Below are 17496 nucleotides of genomic sequence, written 5' to 3'. Positions count from 1 at the left end.
AGCCGGACGGGGAAATGCAAAAGGGGCATTGCCATGCCCCTTGCGCCCGATCACATCGGCAAACGTTTGTTTTGCTGTGGCAAAAAAGCCCTTAGAACAGTACTTCGACCTTGGCGGCCACGGCTTTGGCTTTTTCCACCGCATCCTGGCAATCCTCTGCGCGGGCCAGCGCCACGCCAAGACGGCGGCGACCGGCGATCTCCGGTTTGCCAAACAGCCGCAGTTGGGCACCCGGCACCAGCGCCAACGCCTCACCAATCCCCTGATAGCAGATATTCTGGCTATGCCCTTCGCGCAGTACCACGGCAGAGGCGCTCGGCCCGTACTGGGTGATGGTGCCAACCGGCAGCCCCAGAATGGCGCGCACGTGCAGGGCGAACTCGGAGAGATCCTGAGAGATCAGGGTTACCATGCCGGTATCGTGGGGGCGCGGCGAGACTTCGCTGAACCACACTTGATCGCCTTTTATAAAGAGCTCGACTCCGAACAGGCCGTAACCACCGAGGGCTTCGACTACCTTGGCCGCCACCTCTTTGGAGCGGGCCAGCGCCAGCTCGCTCATCACCTGCGGCTGCCAGGATTCGCGGTAGTCGCCATCTTCCTGACGGTGGCCGATCGGCTCGCAGAAGTGAATGCCATCGACGGCGCGTACCGTGAGCAGGGTGATCTCGTACTCAAAGGGAACGAAGCCCTCGACGATCACCTTGCCACGACCGGCGCGGCCACCCTCCTGGGCGTAGGTCCAGCTCTCATCCAGCTTGGCGAGATCGCGCAGTACACTCTGCCCCTTGCCGGACGAACTCATCACAGGTTTCACCACGCAGGGCAGGCCGATAGCCTCGACGGCGGCGACAAACTCCTCCTTGCTCTGGGCAAAGCGGTAGGGGGAGGTGGGCAGACCCAGTGTCTCGGCGGCGAGGCGGCGGATCCCTTCCCGGTTCATGGTGAGCTGGGTAGCGCGGGCGTTGGGCACTACCTTGACCCCCTCCTGCTCAAGGGCAGCAAGGGTATCGGTGGCAATCGCTTCAATCTCGGGGATGATGAGGTCGGGTTTGACCTCGGCAACCAGGGCACGCAGGGCGTTGCCATCGAGCATGTCCAGCACGTGGGCTGCGTGGGCCACCTGCATGGCGGGGGCATTGGGGTAGCGGTCGGCGGCGATTACTTCGATCCCGAACCGTTGCAACTCGATGGCGACCTCCTTGCCAAGTTCGCCGGAGCCCAGCAGCAGGGCACGGGTGGCGCCGGGGCGGGTTGCGGTTCCAAACATACGATCTCTCCTGATGTCGATGGTCATTGTTGATGATCGCTATTACACAAATAGCGGACAAAAAAAGAGGCACGCATGGCGTACCTCAGGAAAAGGGTTTGTGAGCGCGCTGCTCCAGATGGGTCAGCAAGGTAATGGCGCCAATGATGATGGCGGCGCCAAGCCACAGACGGCCGGGGGGCGCCCAGCCAAATACCAGCCAGCCTGCCAGCACGTTCATCGGCAGCTTGGCAAAATCGAAAGGCTGCACGAAGGAGGCCTCCGCCACGCTGTAGGCGCGAGCGATGGACATGTGCGCGAGTGCTGACAGAATGCCCGCTGCCGCCAGCAGCAGCCATTGTGGCTCGGTGGGCCACTGCCACTCTGGCAGCGCCAGCATGGCGTTGAACGGGGTACTGAAGATAAGCAGGTAGACCACGATAGTGTGGGATGATTCGTTGGCCGCCTGATAGCGTACCAGCAGGGAGTAGCCCGCCCAGAACAGCGCCGCCGCCACCGGCAGCAGGGAGGCCCAGCTGAAATCGTCAGCCCAGGGGGCGAGGAGCAGCATGGCGCCGGCAAAGCCCGCCAGAGTGGCCAGAATACGGGCCCGGCTCACCTGCTCCTTGAGCAGCAGAGCAGAGCCCAAGGTGGCAAACAGTGGCGAAGTCATCAGCAGGGCGATCCCCTGCCAGATGGGGACGGGGTACGCCAGTGCCCAGAGCCAGAGTTGGATACCGATCACTGCCAGCAATACCCGCAACAGGTGTAACCGGAACTGATTGGTGATCAGGGATTGGCGCAAGCCATGGCGAACCAGCCAGGGCAGCAGGCAGATCAGGGCGATCAGGTATTGATGAAAAGCGACCTGGGTCGATGGGAGACCAAGCTTGAAGCTGACATACTGGCTCAGGCTGTTGACGGCGGCGAAGCAGAGTCCTGCCACCATCATCCAGACTGCACCGGCCAAAGGATAATGCCTGCGCGAGGGTATCATGGGATCCGGGTCGCTGGAAAAAAGTGCGGCGGATCATAACGGCAATCGTTTGTTCTGCCAAGGGTTGAAGCGCGGCCGCAGGGTTGGCTGGCGAGGAAGTGGCCTTGCATCAAAAAATTTGAACAAGTTGAGCATCTATTTTCGCTATCAGCAAATAAGCACAATGTTTAGAGTGACCTCCATCGACAGCAACGCTGTTCAACCGACAACCAAATGGAGTTTCACCATGGCCAATATCCTCGTACTCAAATCCAGCATCCTGGGTCAATATTCCCAATCCAACGCCCTGATCGACGGCTTCCTGGCTGACCATCAGGATGATGCCGTCACCGTGCGTGATCTGGCAGCCCTCAACCTGCCGGTGCTGGATGGCGAGCTGGCCTCCGGCCTGCGCGGTGGTGACAACCTCAATGAACGTCAACTGGCGGTGATCGCCCAGTCTGACGAGCTGATCGCCGAACTCAAAGCGAGCGATCTGGTGGTGATTGCGGCCCCCATGTACAACTTCAACATCCCGACCCAGCTGAAAAACTGGATCGATCTGGTAGCTCGTGCTGGTGTCACCTTCCGCTACACCGAGACCGGTCCGGTCGGTATGGTTGAAAATACCCGTGCGCTGGTGATCAGCCCCCGCGGCGGCATGCACGTCGGCAGCGCCACCGATCTGGTGACCCCCTACATGCGTACCGTGCTCGGTTTCATCGGTATCAAAGAGGTGGATTTCATCTACGCCGAAGGGATGGGGATGGGTCCGGATGCCCAGAGCAAGGGGATGGAAGCGGCCAAAGCGCAGCTTGAGGCTCTGGCTATCTAAGGGCTCTCTATCTCGTCAGGGGTTATCTCTTCAAAGGGTTGCCCCGCCAGATACAAGAACGCAGCCATCAGGCTGCGTTTGTTTTTTGGCTAGATATGATTGCGACAGACGTTGCTGCTGCAGAGAGCATCGCGGCAAGCGGTCGGTATGGACGCTCTGGTGGAGTCACTACTCCATCATAAAGCGGCGACAACCACGCACCAGCAGCAATGCCACCGCGACCAGCAGGCCAAGCAAGAGGGTGGTCAGCCACTGTTCGGTACTTTGTGGCAAGTGGGGCGTGAAGAGGCTGATCATCAACAGGGTACAGAGCGTGATCAACAGGCTCTGTCGGGTCATCAATATCATGGGGTCATCCTTGGTTTGCTCACCTGAAACGATTTTAATGCCCTCTTGTGACAGGGTGATGTATCCGTGCATCACCCTGTTGGGGCTCTTCAGACCATATCAGGTTTTTACCGCAGAGCCAGTGCCATCACTGGCGCTGTGATCCCGATCCCGCTAGCTCTCTTTATCTGAACTGCTTTTGCGCTGGCTGATAGTGAAAATCGCCGCTGGCGAGCCGCGCTTCCAGTGCAGCCTGATCGATCTCCTGCGCCTTGCAGAGATCATCCAGATCGTCATAGCGATCACGCAGCTGCATATTGACGACGCTCAGCAGCATGTTGATGTCCATGGTGGCGAACTTTTTCAAATCCATGATTATTTCTCCCGATCCAGTGATTGCAGCTGCTCGATGGCGGCGCTGACGCTGTGCAGATGCTGGCGGATCGCCTCGCGGGATTCGCTAGGCAGATAGTCGGTCAGGGTATGTTGCCAGCTGCCAGCTTCACTCTTGAGCTGCAGGAAGAGGGCGAGCCCGGCATTGGTGAGGGAGACCAGGCTGATGCGTTTATCCTGCTCGCTGCTCTCGGTGAAGATGATCCCTTTTTCAACCAGACGGCGGATCTCGCGGGAGATGCGCACCTTGTCCATGCCGCTCGCCTCGACCAGCTCTTTCTGGCTGATGGGGTAGTTGGGGCCGAGCACCATCATCAGGCGCCATTGCGGCACGGTCAGCTGGTAACGCTGTTCATAAAACTGTTCGAAGGTATCCCGTAGCATCTCGGCGGCATGTACCAACTGATAGGGCGGGTAGTGAGCGAGTAACGCTATGATTTTTGACATATTACACCCTGCTGTGACGGCTGCATCAGATGCAGTTTCTTTTGATACTTTGACATTGATGATACGAAACTCAAGCTGATTTGTCTGACCCGGTTGCGATGAAATGTGCGGTGGCGCACGCCCTCAAGGAAAAACCGGGTCTGACCGACGGGATTTTAAGCCAACGCTGTTCAGCCTTTACGCAACCAGATGAGGGCGTTCTGCTTGAGCCAGGCCTCGCGAGTGTGGATAGCGTAGAGCGCGGCCTCGTCGCGGCTGCCCGCTTGCCAGCTTTGTGGCTCCTGTTTGGGCAGCTTGCGCTGACCCAGCAGGCAGGCCGGAATGTGCGGGTTGGCCTCGATGGCGACCAGCAGATGGGGCTTGGCTGCCTCGGCTCCCTCGGTAGCAAAGACCATCAGCGCCTTGTTGTAGAGCAACCAGCTGGAGGCTTCATCGAAGCGCACCAGCAGGGCGGCCAACGCCTGCCAATCCCCTTGCAGTGCATAGAGGGTGGAGAGGTTGTAGCGGCAACCCAGCTCATCGGCCATGCAGATTGTCAGCAGCGCCAGATACTCCGCTTTGGCCTCGTCCAGCTTGCCAAGGCGCAGCAGGCAGTCGGCACGGCCGGCTCTTGCGGCCAGCAGAGGACGCAGCTCGGGGGCACTCCAGCCGTGGCCGGCGATTTGCTGCCAGAAGGCTTCATCAAAGAGCGGAGTGGCATCGGCGATGATCTTCTCGAACCAGCCGAGGCGGGCCTGATGATCGCGGCAGCTGTCGGCCAGCTCGAACCAGGTCTGCCACTGTTGGGCCTGCTCGCTATTGAGGGCCACATCAGCGCTGGGGGCGGCCTGATACTGGTCGAGGTTGAGCAACTGGTTGAGGGCGGTTTTCATATTCTGGCGCTGTCGTTTGCAGAACTCGACAAAGGGGAGTTCGCTGGCGGCGGCGCTATAGAGCATCTGGGCCATCTGCTTGTCGCGAAACAGGCTCAGCTCGGCGGCCAGACTGAAGCGGTACTGGGTGGTCGGGTCGTTCAAATCCTTCGGCTTGGGCCAGGTGGCAAAACCCATGCTGAAGCCATAACACCATTGACCGAGGGGGTGGCTCTGTTCGAACACCTGCTCGGGGTTATCGCTGGGCAGGCGGCACTGGCTGGGCAGGGCCAGCTGGGCGTCGTCGGCTTGGGATTCCAGCTCGGCGATCAGGTGGTTGAGGGCTTCTGCGCTTTTTTCATCCAACTCGGCATCCTGTTCCAGCAGACCAGCCAGCGGGCGTTGCCAGTCAGGGGTCTCTGGCCCCACCAGACGAGCACAGAGAAAACCGTGCAGGGCCGGGTAGGTCATGTCCTGATCGCTGTGGCTCTGGATCCATTGATTAAGATGGCGGGTACGAGTGGATGGGTTCATCGACAGTTCCTCTGGATTTGAACAGCCGCGAAGTCTACCTAAAAGTGGGGTTATTTGCAGCAAATGGCCGCCTGTTTGGCGATTTAATCACCATTGGCGGATAAGATAGGGGCGAAAGGGCGGCTCGTGGTGGCTTGGGGACTAGGCCGGATCACCGCTCTTGAGGTAACATGCGCGCCCATAGGGGCCATGTTCAGTTGGCCCATCCGGGTAATGAAAAAAGAGAGCACCATGATACAGATTGGCAAGATGAACACCCTCACCGTTGTTGAACTCGAAGACCGTGGCGCCTGGCTTGCGGCCGATGAGTACGGTGAACTGCTGCTGCCCAAGCGTCAACTGCCGGAAGGGGTGAAAGAGGGGGATAGCGTGCAGGTCTTCCTTTATCTGGATGCCGATTGCGAGCCGGTGATCACCACCGACAAGCCATTTGCCATGGTGGACGAATTTGCCGGTCTGAAAGTGGTCAATGCCAACAAGATTGGTGCCTTCCTCGACTGGGGCATGAAAAAAGACTTGTTCGTGCCCAGCCGCGAGCAGAACAAGCCGATGCAGGTGGGCCACGTTTATCTGGTGCGTCTGCAACTGGATAACGAAGGGCGCATGGTCGGCACCAGCCGCATCGAGCGTTTCCTGACTCCGGCCGGCAGCAACTTCAAGGTTGGTGACGAAGTGACCGCGCTGCCGGGTGAGCACTCGCCCCTTGGTATCAAGGTGATCGTCAACGGTCAGTATCCCGGCATGCTGTTCAAGAACGAGGTGTTTGGCCGGGTGATGACCGGTCGGCCGCAAACCGCCTGGGTCAAGCAGGTGCGCGAGGATGGCAAGCTCGATCTGACCCTGCAAAAGCCGGGTCTGGCGCGGGTTGATGACGCCGGTGAACGCATTCTGAGCCGGATGAAAAAGCAGGGCGGCAGTCTGGCGGTGGGTGACAAGAGCGAACCCGAGCTCATCTACAAGCTGTTCAGCATGAGCAAGGGCACCTTCAAGAAGGCGATCGGCGGCCTCTACAAGCAGGGCAAGATTGTCATCGAAGATAACGCCATCACTCTGGTGGCCACAGAGACCGACTCGGCAGTGGATAGCGAATAAGATGCCGAGCCCCTGTGTTGGCCTCTGCAAGGCGAAAGACGGGCTTTGCCTTGGTTGTGGCCGCACCCTGAGCGAGATCGGCCACTGGTCGGCGATGGATAGCAAGGCCCAGCTGGCGGTGATGGCCGAGCTGGATGGCTCGAAAAGCACCCACCGCTGTCCGGGTTGTGGCGAACCGGCCTATTGCGCCGTCTCTGCCGGTCAGACCATCGCCCAGTGCTGGTGCAGCCAGTTGCGGGTATTGCCGATGCAGGAGGCCAGCGCTTGCTGGTGCCGCCGCTGTCTGGCCAAGGCCATCGCGGCGCAGGATTAGCAGAGAACAGCAATAAGAGTGCACAGAAACAAGAAAGGCGCCGATGGCGCCTTTTTTATGCCTGCTGCTGGCGATGCCAGCGCACATGCACTTGATCTTCGGTCAACAGACGGGGCAGCAGGAAGGTGGCGAAGATCACCTCAAACTCATCCTGATGATCCAGCAAACCGACCCACACTTCGACCCAGCGCTCCATATCGACCGGCTCACCCAGCTCGGTCGACCAGTCGGCATTGGGCAGAGTCGCCTCCACGGCGCCACGCTGCTCAAACTCCAGGGTGATGTCGACTATTTGTTCGGGGGCCAGCATATCGGCGGCCTGCTCAAGAAACTGATCATAGGCCCATTCGACCAGCTGATCCGGGGTACGCTGTTCCATGAAATCACTCCAGATACATCGAGGTTCGCTACTGTAACAATTATTGGCTGTGGCGGCCAGACCAGTGCGCCGGGCGTGCCTGACCTGTCCAAGTTGCCGTTGGGGGAGTATGGTTAAGGCGCGGATCATCTGGCAGGGAGTAAGGGGATGAAGCAGCGGGAACGGCGGCAACAGATCAAGCGACGGCGCGAGGCCTGGTGGTGGCACTATCTGCCGCTTCACCGCGAGACGGTGGGCGGTCATCTGGGCCCACCGGAGAAGCCCGATGAGCCCTGAGGATCAGTCGGCCTGATGCACCCGATTGAGGGTGATCTGGCCCAGTTGACCCATTTGGCGGCGGATCCAGACCGAGCGCTTCTGCACATAGGGTGAAGGGGGCTTGACCCGATAACGCCACGGATTGGGCAGGGCGGCGGCCAGCAGGGATGACTCGTAGCGGGTCAAGCGGCTGGCCGGTTTGCCAAAGTAGGTACGGGCAGCGGCTTCGGCGCCATAGATGCCGGGGCCGAACTCCACGATATTGAGATAGACCTCGAGAATGCGGGCCTTGTCCCAGCCCAGCTCCATCAGCAGGGTAAACCAGGCCTCCAGCCCCTTGCGCAGGAAGCTGCGATCACTCCACATAAAGAGGTTCTTGGCGGTCTGCTGGCTGAGGGTGCTGGCGCCGCGCACCCGTTCGCTGTGCTGGTTGTGCTTGAGGGCCGCGTTGATGGCATCCATGTCAAAGCCGTTGTGCTCGGCAAAGCGCTGATCCTCGGCGGCGATCACCGCCAGCTGCAGCTCCTTGGAGATGGACTCCAGATCTACCCATTGATGGCGCACTTGGGTGATCTTGGCGGGCGGAAACAGAGCCCGCTCGATACGCCAGCTCCACATCGGCGGATCGATAAAACGCAGCAAGGCGACCGAGCCGACCGAGCAGAGCAGCCCGGCCAGCGCGATCTTGCCTGCCCACCTCAACACCCGGCGCCCAAACGATGCAGATGGGCGCACGGGGGCCACGGCGTCAGGGCCAGACTCCCACTGATAGTGGCTGGGATCATCGGGATCCGGAATTATTGGGGCAGCCATTCGATGTGGCAGAACTTCTCGTCAACACGGCGGGAGAGCAGCATGCGGGCAAACAGGTGCTCATACTCTTGTTCTTCGTTGCCAAGGCCGACCCAGATCTCGGCATAGTCGGTGTCGCTCACCGCAAAACCCACGTCCGCTTCCCAGTCATCGGCCGGATCGGTTTCGGCCAGCAGGCCGCGATCGTTGAACTCCTGATTGAAGCGGGCGATCTCCTGCTCCGGCAGGTTGTCAGAGGCCAGCTCCATAAAGAGTTCGAGGGCGGTATCGAGCAGTTCCTCGACGCTGTGCATTTCGTCATTCATAGACATAAGCGGTCTGTTCCAGAAAAGAGAAAAAGGTGCCGCGCAGATCACTGCCTGCGGGGCGGCGCTATTCTAGCGGTCGGCAGACCCCTTGGCGAGATGAGGCGAGCCGCTGTGGCCTGTTTTTGTGCCAATAAAAAACCGGATCCAGTGACAGGATCCGGTCTTCATTGGGGGAAGGGGTCACGCATAGGGCGTCAGCTCATCCCTTCTTGTCATCGGCGAAGGTGATGTTGAGCTCCAGTACCGACAGCTCATCACTCTTCTGATCCAGTTGGACGGTTATCTTCTCCGGATCAATGTTGACGTATTTGCGGATCACATCGAGGATGTCCTGCTTGAGCTGGGGCAGGTAATCCGGCCCCCCTCTGGATGAACGCTCGTGAGCAACAATGATCTGCAACCGCTCTTTGGCCAGTTGTGCGGTGTTCTGTTTCTTGTTGGAACGAAAATAATCCAATAATGACATGTTTAACTCCCGAACAGTCGGCTAAAGAAGCCCTTCTTCTCTTCTTCCAGAAAACGAAATTCCTTGGCATCGCCCAGCAGGCGGGACACCGCATCTTCGTAGGCCTGACCGGCATCGGACTCCTTGTCCAGAATGACCGGTTCGCCGGAGTTGGAGGCGCGCAGCACCGCCTGGGACTCCGGGATCACCCCGAGCAGCGGGATGGCCAGGATCTCCTGCACATCCTGCACGCTCAGCATGTCGCCGCGGTTGACGCGGGTCGGGCAGTAGCGGGTCAGCAGCAGGTGCTCCTTGATGGGGTCTTCGCCACGCTCGGCGCGGCGGGACTTGGAGGCCAGGATACCAAGGATGCGGTCGGAGTCACGCACGGAAGAGACTTCCGGGTTGGTGGTGACGATCGCTTCATCGGCAAAATAGAGTGCCATCAGTGCGCCCGCCTCAATCCCCGCCGGGGAGTCGCAGACGATGTAATCGAACTTCATCTCCGCCAGTTGATCCAGGATCTTCTCGACCCCCTCACGGGTGAGGGCATCTTTGTCCCGGGTCTGGGAGGCGGGCAGGATAAACAGATTTTCCGAGCGTTTGTCTTTGATCAGCGCCTGATTGAGGTTTGCTTCCCCGTTGATGACGTTGACGAAGTCATACACCACGCGCCGCTCGCAGCCCATGATGAGATCCAGATTTCTCAGACCGATGTCAAAGTCAATGACCACTGTCTTGTGACCACGCTGGGCTAAGCCGGTGCTCAGGGCCGCACTGGTTGTGGTCTTGCCAACGCCACCTTTACCCGATGTAACGACTATGATTCGCGCCATTCTCGCTTCCTTGTAACTCTATTTGATACGGTCTATTCGGAGTTGTTCGTTGTCCAGCCGGACGTGTACCGGTTGCTGGATCAGGCCTGCCGGCAATGCATCGCTCAGCTGGAATGTGCCCGCGATGGAGAGCAGCTCGGCCTGTAATTGCTGGCAATAGATCCGGGCCTGGGTGTTGCCCCGGGCACCGGCAATGGCTCTGCCACGCAGGGTGCCATAAATATGAATGCTGTCATCGGCGAGCACTTCGGCTCCCGGACTGACGGACCCCAGCACCACCAGCGAGGTGCCGGCGGCGTAAATCTGCTGGCCGGAACGAACCGGTCCCACATGTACCTTGCTCGGGATCAAGGGGGCGGGTTCGGGCTCGGGAACCACCTCAGGGGCGGCTGGCGCGGGGGCAGGCTCGGGTTCCGGTTCACTCTTGCGACTCTTGCCCGAGGCCATCACGGCCAGTCCCACCGCCTTGGCAGCTGTCTTCATCTCTTCACTGCGCGCCCCTGTGATGCCGACCAGCACAAACTCTTCGGACTCCACCAGCTCCTTGAGCTGTTCGAAATCGGGAATATGTTCCAGTCGGGAAACATTGATCACCAGCGGCGCACAATTAAAAAAGTAGGGTGCCTGGGCCACTTTTTCGGCCAACAACTGACGTATCCGCTCAGGCTCGCCATCGCTGATATGCAACACAGAAATAGTGAAGGTGGTCCCTTTCAATTCGTTATCGCGCTCAACCATGAATCTTCCCCGAGGCAGAGATGCTAATCCGTTATTGTTATTCAATTCCTGATGTTATAGTTTGCCCCCATCAGAGGCAATAAACTCGTCGGATTATATCAATTTCCATGTTGTGTGCAGTCTATAAAAGTCGCAAAAAAGCCGAGACCTACCTTTTTGTTGAAAAAAGAGAGGATTTCTCCCGCGTTCCCGAGCCATTGCTGAACGCATTCGGGCGTCCCGAGCTGGTGCTGATGACCAAGCTGGATCCGGCCAAGCCCTTGGGGCTGGCTGATGTCGGCAAGGTGATGGCCGCGCTGACCAACCAGGGGTTCTACCTGCAGGTGCCGCCGCCCCCCGAGAATTTGCTGGAGCAGCACAAGGCCAGCCTGAAAAAACCATCCTGAATATCCAGCCCCGTTGTGTGTTCAGCCCAGCGGGGCTAATTCTTTGTGACTCTGCATGACGCATTCCGGCCCCGGAGAGGTGGCCTGCGATAATCCCGTGACAGGATCTGGCCAAATTAAACCCTCCCTTTGGTGATATTCACTTTTCGCTGTTTAAATAGAAAGTCAATCTACTCCCAACACCATATCCTCAACCTTTGCTGGCGCTCACAAAAATAGCGAGTAGCGCGCACTCATATCCTCCATTTCAACGGCTATTGGCCCATTCATCGATTATTTTCAGCCCCTTCTTTGGGCGCTTTTTTTGTCTCCACTGCGCGATGAGTTATCCATCAAATGGGGCGAAAAGAGGGCGGTGATAACTGTACTAAAACCAGTTTGCGCGATGCGCTGTGGCCAAAATGATGAGCTAATCCCCTGTTTGTGTTCTTGATTGTTTGCCCTGATCACGAAAGTGCCGCATAGGTGGAAATCAATGTGGCGGCGTGATAATCCGCAGGGTGAGCGGTAACCGCGTCTTGCCAAACAAGGGTATGACCAAAGGGGGATATTGAGATGAGGGGCCATCTCGATATCGATTAGTTGTGGAATCGTGACCGGGGCAAGATAGCAGGTACAGGTTTCATGTAGGGGCGTAATGTCCCTCTCAATGCATTGAGAAGAGTTAATCAAGGTATGTAATTAGAGAGGTATGCAGACAAGGCAATCTGCATTGCGGTGGCGTAGCAGGGTATATCAGCGACGCCCTACAGTGAAATGGTCGGTATGCCGGTATAAGTGCCCGGCATCCCATTCGGGCAATAAAAAAGGCGGGATATCCCGCCTTTGTTCAGATGAGGGTCGTAACCCTTATTTATTCGCAGGCAACCTGCATCACCTTGATGGCCAGACCGCCACGGGAGGTTTCACGATACTTGGAGTCCATGTCCTTGCCGGTGATGTACATGGTCTCGATCACCTTATCCAGAGAGACGCGCGGCTTGGAGGTACGACGCAGGGCCATACGGGAGGCGTTGACCGCTTTCATGGCTGCGATGGCGTTACGCTCGATGCAAGGCACCTGTACCTGACCGGCAACCGGGTCACAGGTCAGCCCCAGGTTGTGCTCCATGCCGATTTCGGCAGCTTCGCAGACGTGCTCCGGGCTACCGCCCATCAGCTCGGTAAGACCGGCAGCGGCCATGGAGCAGGAGACACCCACTTCACCCTGACAGCCCACTTCGGCGCCGGAGATGGAGGCGTTCATTTTGTAGAGGATGCCGACGGCACCGGCAGCCAGATAGAAACGGGTGTACTCGTCACGGCCAACCGGCTGGATGAACTTGTCGTAGTAAGCCAGTACGGCCGGGATGATACCGGCAGCGCCGTTGGTCGGGGCAGTGACCACGCGGCCACCGGCTGCGTTCTCTTCACTCACGGCCAGAGCGAACATGTTGACCCAGTCAACGATGTTCATCGGGTCGCTCGAGAGGTTCTCGTTGGTGTTGAGCTGACGGTAGAGCGGTGCGGCACGACGGGGTACACGCAGCGGGCCGGAGAGAACGCCTTCGGTACGGCAGCCGCGCTCGATACCTTCGCGCATGGTGTTCCAGATCTTGCCGAACTTCTTGTAGATCTCTTCCGGAGTGTTGAAGCACTTCTCGTTTTCCATCATCAGGGCAGAGATGGAGAGACCGGTCTGGCTGCAATGGGCAACCAGCTCAGCGGCGCTTTTGAACGGATAGCGTACGGACATGTCGCCGCTGTCAGCCTTGCCGAAGTTCTCTTCGTCAACGATGAAGCCACCACCGATGGAGTAGTAGGTCTTGCTGTAAACCACTTCATCTTCGATCAGGGCAGTCAGCTTCATGCCGTTTTCGTGCAGCGGCAGGGCTTCGTCGTGGAATACCATGGCGTCACGCGGGAAGCTGACGGTGTGGCAGTGCAGGCCGATCGGCAGGCGCTCGGTCTGCTCAACACGGGAGATAAACTCGGGGATGGCATCGATATCGACATTTTCCGGCAAGTTGCCAGCCAGGCCCATGATGATGGCGGTGTCGGTATGGTGGCCTTTGCCAGTCCAGGAGAGGGAGCCGTAAACATCGACATTGATCCGGGTTACATCGCGGATCTTGCCGCCCGCGCGCAGCTCGTCAACAAACTGTTTGGCCGCTTTCATCGGGCCAACAGTGTGGGAAGAAGAGGGGCCTACACCGATTTTGAAGATATCAAAAACGCTGATCATGTCACTATTACCTCAGGGTAGAAGGGGGCGGCATGCCCACTCACAGAAATTTGGGAGATCCATGGAACGCGCTTGTCAGCGCAGGTCACAGAACCAGATAACCGTAGTGTAACGGCTCCAGACCTAAAAAAAGTTGAAATAGATCTATTTTTGTTGAATCTGAGGCGCGAGTATAAAATTTATTTTTGTGCTTATCCATTTTGTTAAGCGTTTGCCCATAAAAATACCCGGCGATGCCGGGCATTTCGGAACCAAATGGAGTCATTTGCCGTTTTTTAACATTCGGTAATGTTAACGGCGAGGCCGCCACGGGCCGTCTCCTTGTATTTGGTCTTCATGTCGTTGCCGGTCTCCCACATGGTCTTGATCACCTTGTCCAGTGACACCTTGTGCTCGCCGGTGCCGCGAAGGGCGAGGCGGGCGGCATTGATCGCCTTGACCGCCCCCATGGCGTTGCGCTCGATGCAGGGCACCTGCACCAGTCCGCCGATGGGATCGCAGGTGAGGCCGAGATTGTGCTCCATGCCTATTTCGGCGGCGTTCTCCACCATGGCCGGACTACCCCCCAGCAGTTCGGTCAGCGCGCCAGCCGCCATGGAACAGGCGACTCCCACTTCTCCCTGACAACCCACTTCGGCCCCGGATAGGGAGGCGTTCTTCTTATATAAGATGCCGATGGCAGCCGCGGTGAGGAAGTAGCGGATCAGCATCTCGTCATCCACCTTGTGCACGAAGCGATCGTAGTAGTGCAGCACGGCGGGGATGATGCCCGCAGCGCCATTGGTGGGGGCGGTGACCACCCTGCCACCGGCGGCGTTCTCTTCATTGACCGCCAGCGCAAAGAGATCGACCCACTCCATCACCATCAGCGGATCCTTGTTGAAGTTGGTCTCGCAGCTTAACTGGCGGAACAGCCCCGGGGCGCGGCGCCGAACCTTGAGGCCGCCCGGCAGCACCCCTTCGCTTTTGCAGCCTCGCTCGACGCAGCCCTGCATCGCCTGCCAGATCTTGCGCAGCCCCGCTTTTATCTGTTCATCGCTGCGAAATACCCGCTCATTGGCGAGGATCAGCCCCGAGATGGAGAGGCCGCTCTCCTGACAGTGGGCCAGTAGCTGGGCGCCGCTGTCGAACGGGTAGGGGACTGGATGTTCGGCATCGGACTTGGCGGCCTCTTCTTTGGAGGTGGCAAAGTGGCTCTCTTCAATGATGAAGCCGCCCCCGATGGAGTAGTAGGTCTGGCTGAAGCGCAGGTTTTCCTCTTTATCAAAGGCCCGCAGAGTCATGCCATTGGTGTGGGCCGGCAGGGTTTTTCGGCGGTTGAAGATGATGGCACCGGTGCGGGGAAAATGGCTTGGTTGTTCGCCTGCCAGCTGCAGGTTCTGTTCCTTTTCCACTCGAGCCAGAATGGCGGGAATCGCATCGATATCGACCGATTCCGGTTCAAAGCCCGATAACCCCAGAATGATTGCCTTGCCGGTACCGTGCCCTTTGCCGGTCTGGCCCAGCGAGCCGTAACACTCCACTTCGACCCGCATGACTTGTGGCAGATGCCCTTGAAGCTTGAGCTGCTGGACGAAGGCATAAGAGGCACGCATGGGGCCGACGGTATGGGAAGAGGAGGGGCCAATTCCGATGGAAAACAGGTCAAACACGCTGATCATGACATCAATCCGGTGATGGTTTATGTCTGTTTATTCTAGGATTTTTGCCATGGATAGGAAGCGGGGATGTGCGGTGCTGTGATATGGACACAGATAATGGGGCTGGGGGGCCAATAAGGTTGAAGGGGCTGATCCCCTTCAACCGGCCTGATCAGTCGAGAAATTCGCACAGATAAGCTGTGGGGGTTTTCACTTCCAGTTTGAAGGAGGAGTGACCGGCCACCAGGAAGGATTCACCCTGGCTGTAGGTGTGCCACTCATCTTCATCAGCCAGCTGGATGGTGAGGGCGCCCTTGATCACTGTCATTCGTTCGGGGGCGGCAGTGTTGAACAGGTAGTCACCGGTGTTCATCACCCCGACGGTTGATTTCTCGCCTTTTTGTTCGAAACCGATGGATTTTACATTTCCGTCGAAATACTCGTTAACTTTCAGCATCTTTACATCCCTGTGTGTACGTTTGTGCAGCCAAACTAGCACAATCTTTTGCCAGTTGTCATGGGGGATGAGGTAAAAATCGCCGAGACCGCTTTGAATCTTCACTTTTTCGCAAACTTATTAATAGCCAAGGTTAATGATTTGCTGATTTAAAACAGCAATTAAATGTGAGATAACACGCGCAAACAGGGGAATGGGCAGCCGCTCATTCCCCTGTTTGGTTAATTGCACTGGGAAAAGTGTGAATTTTGCTACATAAAGGAACATATTGTGTTAACTAAAGGACTCATTAAAAACATCGGCTTCCAGGTTGTGGTCGCCATGGTACTGGGCGCAGTGGTCGGCGCGTTCATGGGTGAACAAGCCACCGTGTTTGCACCGCTCGGTACCCTGTTTATCCAGCTGATCAAGATGCTGGTGATCCCGCTGGTGGCGGTTGCCATCCTCTCCGGCGCCGCCAATCTGGGCGCCAGCCCGGCGGCGGGCAAGATCGGTGCAGCGACGCTGGCCTTCTTCCTCGTGACCTCCGCGTTGGCCGTGTTGCTGGCGCTGGTGATGGGGCAGATCTTCAAACCGGGTGTCGGGGTCGATTTCGCTTCCGTCGCCTCCATGTTTGGCGGTGACTACGCCGATAAAGGGGCGCTGCCGGATGCAGTCGCCACCCTGCTTGGCATGATCCCCACCAACGTCTTCAACTCCCTCAACGAGGCTAACATCCTGCAGATCCTGGTGTTCTGCATGTTCCTCGGTATTGCGCTGGCCAAACAGCCGCGCGAGCGGGCCAAGCCACTGGTCGATGGGCTCAATACTCTGGTGGATGCCTTCGTCTGGATGATCAACAAGGTGATGATCATCGCACCACTCGGGGTGTTCGGTCTGATGGCGGAAGCCATCGGTACCTATGGCTTCGATGTGCTGACCCTGGTACTCAAGCTGTTCGTGGTCTATGTGGCTGCCATCCTTATCTTCGGCTTTGTGGTCTATCCGCTGCTGGTGATGATGTTCTCCAACACGCCGGTGATGAAGTACCTCTCTGCCATGAAGAAGCCGCAGATCGTGGCCTTCTCCACCGCCTCTTCCATGGCGACCCTGCCGGTCAATATGGAGACCTGCGAGCATGATCTGAAAGTGACCAACGCGACCGCTTCCTTCGTGTTGCCGCTGGGTGCCACCATCAACATGAGCGGCAACGCCATCTATTACGGTCTGGTCGCCATCTTCTTCGCGCAGGTTTACAACATCGATCTGAGCGTCGGTGCCTGGGCAGCCATCATTGTGACCTCCACTCTGGGGGCGATTGGTCAGGCCGGTGTGCCGGGCCCAAGCTTCCTGGTGGTTGCCGTGCTGCTGGCGGCCGGGATCCCCATTGAAGGGTTGCCGCTGCTGTTCGCGCTGGATCGTCTGTTCGACATGATCCGCACCTCCCTCAATATCACCGGCGATGCGGCCTGTGCTGTCATTGTTGACCGCTTCAGCCCGGAATATGACCCACAGCGTTGGAACAAGGCATAACTGCTTTGAACTGGGCTGAGATGTAACAGCCCTAAGCTGACACTGCGTAACGCGAGCCCCTGCCATGATGGCGGGGGCTTTTTTATATCTGCCAGACAAGTATCAGAGCAAAGGTGTGCAAAGAGATTGCTGACGGATTTAGCTGTGTTGAATGGAGAGTACAGGAGGGGAAAGCATCAGTTGTGGGCATGGGCCGTATGGCGTCAACCGGCCTGTTGTAGATGCCGGGGTAGGAGATTGTCAAACGGCGGGTAACAAAAAGGGGAGCCTTGCTCCCCTCGGATATGATCTGCTGCTGGTTCTACTCCATCAGGCCATATGGTTAAACCATCCTGGTTACACCCTTTTGGCGAAAGAAACAGCGTCAACGTGATGAAATCATATCTATGTTGACCATCTCGGCATTGTCACTGAAAAGCGCCAGTTGGTGGCGATTAAACAGACATGGCAAAGAGGGTCGGTCCGGATTGATGCCTCTCTATC

Annotated in this window: 21 protein-coding genes; 6 read left to right on the top strand and 15 right to left on the bottom strand. The window is 57.9% G+C overall.

The window, feature by feature from the left end:
- Positions 1–91: 91 nt before the first annotated feature.
- Together purT and ACB035_RS16635 are read right to left on the bottom strand one after the other, a co-directional pair.
- Positions 92–1270 carry a formate-dependent phosphoribosylglycinamide formyltransferase gene (purT, locus tag ACB035_RS16640; RefSeq protein ID WP_371167742.1) on the bottom strand — a complete coding sequence of 393 codons (1179 nt, stop codon included), beginning with the start codon at positions 1268–1270 and terminating at the stop codon, positions 92–94.
- Positions 1271–1355: 85 nt separating this feature from the next.
- Positions 1356–2198 (bottom strand): DMT family transporter, encoded by an 843-nt coding sequence (locus ACB035_RS16635; protein ID WP_371167752.1) that lies wholly within the window; start codon positions 2196–2198, stop codon positions 1356–1358.
- Positions 2199–2472: 274 nt separating this feature from the next.
- On the opposite strand from ACB035_RS16635, the gene ACB035_RS16630 reads away from it, so the two are divergent.
- Complete coding sequence (locus tag ACB035_RS16630) at positions 2473–3060, top strand: FMN-dependent NADH-azoreductase (protein ID WP_005352326.1); 588 nt, start codon at positions 2473–2475, stop codon at positions 3058–3060.
- 168 nt (positions 3061–3228) lie between these two features.
- On the opposite strand, the gene ACB035_RS16625 is transcribed toward ACB035_RS16630, so the two are convergent.
- The 4 genes from ACB035_RS16625 to ACB035_RS16610 form a co-directional block, all read right to left on the bottom strand.
- Positions 3229–3408: a hypothetical protein gene (locus tag ACB035_RS16625; RefSeq protein ID WP_005336860.1), complete on the bottom strand. Its 180-nt coding sequence runs from the start codon at positions 3406–3408 to the stop codon at positions 3229–3231.
- 163 nt (positions 3409–3571) lie between these two features.
- On the bottom strand, positions 3572–3760 hold the full coding sequence (locus tag ACB035_RS16620; RefSeq protein ID WP_019445848.1) for a DUF4250 domain-containing protein: 189 nt from the start codon (positions 3758–3760) through the stop codon (positions 3572–3574).
- A gap of 2 nt (positions 3761–3762) precedes the next feature.
- Positions 3763–4227, bottom strand: coding sequence for a MarR family winged helix-turn-helix transcriptional regulator (locus ACB035_RS16615; protein ID WP_005336856.1), 465 nt, complete (start codon positions 4225–4227; stop codon positions 3763–3765).
- Between the two features lie 170 nt (positions 4228–4397).
- Complete coding sequence (locus ACB035_RS16610) at positions 4398–5612, bottom strand: UPF0149 family protein (RefSeq protein WP_270904860.1); 1215 nt, start codon at positions 5610–5612, stop codon at positions 4398–4400.
- A 231-nt stretch (positions 5613–5843) separates the two neighbouring features.
- Here ACB035_RS16610 and ACB035_RS16605 point away from each other — a divergent pair, with 231 nt between their 5' ends.
- Positions 5844–6704, top strand: a complete 861-nt coding sequence (locus ACB035_RS16605; protein ID WP_005336853.1) for a S1 RNA-binding domain-containing protein — start codon at positions 5844–5846, stop codon at positions 6702–6704.
- Between the two features lies 1 nt (position 6705).
- The gene (locus tag ACB035_RS16600) at positions 6706–7017 is read left to right on the top strand and encodes a DUF1289 domain-containing protein (protein ID WP_371167741.1); all 312 of its coding nucleotides are present in this window, start codon (positions 6706–6708) and stop codon (positions 7015–7017) included.
- 55 nt (positions 7018–7072) lie between these two features.
- On the opposite strand, the gene ACB035_RS16595 is transcribed toward ACB035_RS16600, so the two are convergent.
- The gene (locus ACB035_RS16595; RefSeq protein ID WP_005336851.1) at positions 7073–7396 is read right to left on the bottom strand and encodes an HI1450 family dsDNA-mimic protein; all 324 of its coding nucleotides are present in this window, start codon (positions 7394–7396) and stop codon (positions 7073–7075) included.
- A gap of 147 nt (positions 7397–7543) precedes the next feature.
- Here ACB035_RS16595 and ACB035_RS16590 point away from each other — a divergent pair, with 147 nt between their 5' ends.
- The gene (locus tag ACB035_RS16590; RefSeq protein ID WP_371167740.1) at positions 7544–7672 is read left to right on the top strand and encodes a hypothetical protein; all 129 of its coding nucleotides are present in this window, start codon (positions 7544–7546) and stop codon (positions 7670–7672) included.
- A 3-nt stretch (positions 7673–7675) separates the two neighbouring features.
- Here ACB035_RS16590 and mtgA read toward each other — a convergent pair whose 3' ends face one another.
- From mtgA to minC, 5 genes are all read right to left on the bottom strand, one after another.
- On the bottom strand, positions 7676–8467 hold the full coding sequence (gene mtgA, locus ACB035_RS16585) for a monofunctional biosynthetic peptidoglycan transglycosylase (protein WP_371167739.1): 792 nt from the start codon (positions 8465–8467) through the stop codon (positions 7676–7678).
- Positions 8452–8778, bottom strand: coding sequence for an HI1450 family dsDNA-mimic protein (locus ACB035_RS16580; RefSeq protein ID WP_005352317.1), 327 nt, complete (start codon positions 8776–8778; stop codon positions 8452–8454). Before ACB035_RS16580 ends, mtgA begins: the two co-directional genes overlap by 16 nt.
- 196 nt (positions 8779–8974) lie before the next feature.
- Positions 8975–9241, bottom strand: coding sequence for a cell division topological specificity factor MinE (minE, locus tag ACB035_RS16575; RefSeq protein WP_005336848.1), 267 nt, complete (start codon positions 9239–9241; stop codon positions 8975–8977).
- A gap of 2 nt (positions 9242–9243) precedes the next feature.
- Positions 9244–10056, bottom strand: coding sequence for a septum site-determining protein MinD (gene minD / locus ACB035_RS16570; protein WP_005336847.1), 813 nt, complete (start codon positions 10054–10056; stop codon positions 9244–9246).
- Between the two features lie 18 nt (positions 10057–10074).
- Entirely contained in the window at positions 10075–10794 is a 720-nt protein-coding gene (gene minC, locus ACB035_RS16565) for a septum site-determining protein MinC (protein ID WP_013723728.1), read from the bottom strand.
- A 107-nt stretch (positions 10795–10901) separates the two neighbouring features.
- On the opposite strand from minC, the gene ACB035_RS16560 reads away from it, so the two are divergent.
- Positions 10902–11180 carry a YcgL domain-containing protein gene (locus tag ACB035_RS16560; protein ID WP_236297749.1) on the top strand — a complete coding sequence of 93 codons (279 nt, stop codon included), beginning with the start codon at positions 10902–10904 and terminating at the stop codon, positions 11178–11180.
- Between the two features lie 853 nt (positions 11181–12033).
- On the opposite strand, the gene ACB035_RS16555 is transcribed toward ACB035_RS16560, so the two are convergent.
- The 3 genes from ACB035_RS16555 to ACB035_RS16545 form a co-directional block, all read right to left on the bottom strand.
- Positions 12034–13404 carry an L-serine ammonia-lyase gene (locus ACB035_RS16555; RefSeq protein WP_005336844.1) on the bottom strand — a complete coding sequence of 457 codons (1371 nt, stop codon included), beginning with the start codon at positions 13402–13404 and terminating at the stop codon, positions 12034–12036.
- Positions 13405–13679: 275 nt separating this feature from the next.
- Positions 13680–15065, bottom strand: coding sequence for an L-serine ammonia-lyase (locus tag ACB035_RS16550; RefSeq protein WP_371167738.1), 1386 nt, complete (start codon positions 15063–15065; stop codon positions 13680–13682).
- A 151-nt stretch (positions 15066–15216) separates the two neighbouring features.
- A complete protein-coding gene (locus ACB035_RS16545) occupies positions 15217–15501 on the bottom strand; it encodes a pyrimidine/purine nucleoside phosphorylase (RefSeq protein ID WP_005360944.1) in 285 nt (94 codons plus the stop codon).
- A 270-nt stretch (positions 15502–15771) separates the two neighbouring features.
- Between ACB035_RS16545 and ACB035_RS16540 the strand changes: the two genes are divergently transcribed.
- Positions 15772–17013, top strand: a complete 1242-nt coding sequence (locus ACB035_RS16540; RefSeq protein WP_005352303.1) for a dicarboxylate/amino acid:cation symporter — start codon at positions 15772–15774, stop codon at positions 17011–17013.
- The last annotated feature ends 483 nt before the right edge of the window (positions 17014–17496 follow it).

The organism is Aeromonas sp. S12(2024) (assembly GCF_041402305.1).
GTDB lineage: Bacteria > Pseudomonadota > Gammaproteobacteria > Enterobacterales > Aeromonadaceae > Aeromonas > Aeromonas veronii.
The sequence above is the reverse complement of the archived record's forward strand: the minus strand, read 5'-3'. Positions and strand labels throughout refer to the sequence as shown.

Excerpts from the sequence above, each read along its gene's own strand:
- purT (WP_371167742.1), bottom strand. The coding sequence starts at position 1,270 with ATGTTTGGAACCGCAACCCGCCCCGGCGCCACCCGTGCCCTGCTGCTG.
- ACB035_RS16635 (WP_371167752.1), bottom strand. The coding sequence starts at position 2,198 with ATGGTGGCAGGACTCTGCTTCGCCGCCGTCAACAGCCTGAGCCAGTAT.
- ACB035_RS16630 (WP_005352326.1), top strand. The coding sequence starts at position 2,473 with ATGGCCAATATCCTCGTACTCAAATCCAGCATCCTGGGTCAATATTCC.
- ACB035_RS16625 (WP_005336860.1), bottom strand. The coding sequence starts at position 3,408 with ATGATATTGATGACCCGACAGAGCCTGTTGATCACGCTCTGTACCCTG.
- ACB035_RS16620 (WP_019445848.1), bottom strand. The coding sequence starts at position 3,760 with ATGGATTTGAAAAAGTTCGCCACCATGGACATCAACATGCTGCTGAGC.
- ACB035_RS16615 (WP_005336856.1), bottom strand. The coding sequence starts at position 4,227 with ATGTCAAAAATCATAGCGTTACTCGCTCACTACCCGCCCTATCAGTTG.
- ACB035_RS16610 (WP_270904860.1), bottom strand. The coding sequence starts at position 5,612 with ATGAACCCATCCACTCGTACCCGCCATCTTAATCAATGGATCCAGAGC.
- ACB035_RS16605 (WP_005336853.1), top strand. The coding sequence starts at position 5,844 with ATGATACAGATTGGCAAGATGAACACCCTCACCGTTGTTGAACTCGAA.
- ACB035_RS16600 (WP_371167741.1), top strand. The coding sequence starts at position 6,706 with ATGCCGAGCCCCTGTGTTGGCCTCTGCAAGGCGAAAGACGGGCTTTGC.
- ACB035_RS16595 (WP_005336851.1), bottom strand. The coding sequence starts at position 7,396 with ATGGAACAGCGTACCCCGGATCAGCTGGTCGAATGGGCCTATGATCAG.
- ACB035_RS16590 (WP_371167740.1), top strand. The coding sequence starts at position 7,544 with ATGAAGCAGCGGGAACGGCGGCAACAGATCAAGCGACGGCGCGAGGCC.
- mtgA (WP_371167739.1), bottom strand. The coding sequence starts at position 8,467 with ATGGCTGCCCCAATAATTCCGGATCCCGATGATCCCAGCCACTATCAG.
- ACB035_RS16580 (WP_005352317.1), bottom strand. The coding sequence starts at position 8,778 with ATGTCTATGAATGACGAAATGCACAGCGTCGAGGAACTGCTCGATACC.
- minE (WP_005336848.1), bottom strand. The coding sequence starts at position 9,241 with ATGTCATTATTGGATTATTTTCGTTCCAACAAGAAACAGAACACCGCA.
- minD (WP_005336847.1), bottom strand. The coding sequence starts at position 10,056 with ATGGCGCGAATCATAGTCGTTACATCGGGTAAAGGTGGCGTTGGCAAG.
- minC (WP_013723728.1), bottom strand. The coding sequence starts at position 10,794 with ATGGTTGAGCGCGATAACGAATTGAAAGGGACCACCTTCACTATTTCT.
- ACB035_RS16560 (WP_236297749.1), top strand. The coding sequence starts at position 10,902 with ATGTTGTGTGCAGTCTATAAAAGTCGCAAAAAAGCCGAGACCTACCTT.
- ACB035_RS16555 (WP_005336844.1), bottom strand. The coding sequence starts at position 13,404 with ATGATCAGCGTTTTTGATATCTTCAAAATCGGTGTAGGCCCCTCTTCT.
- ACB035_RS16550 (WP_371167738.1), bottom strand. The coding sequence starts at position 15,065 with ATGATCAGCGTGTTTGACCTGTTTTCCATCGGAATTGGCCCCTCCTCT.
- ACB035_RS16545 (WP_005360944.1), bottom strand. The coding sequence starts at position 15,501 with ATGCTGAAAGTTAACGAGTATTTCGACGGAAATGTAAAATCCATCGGT.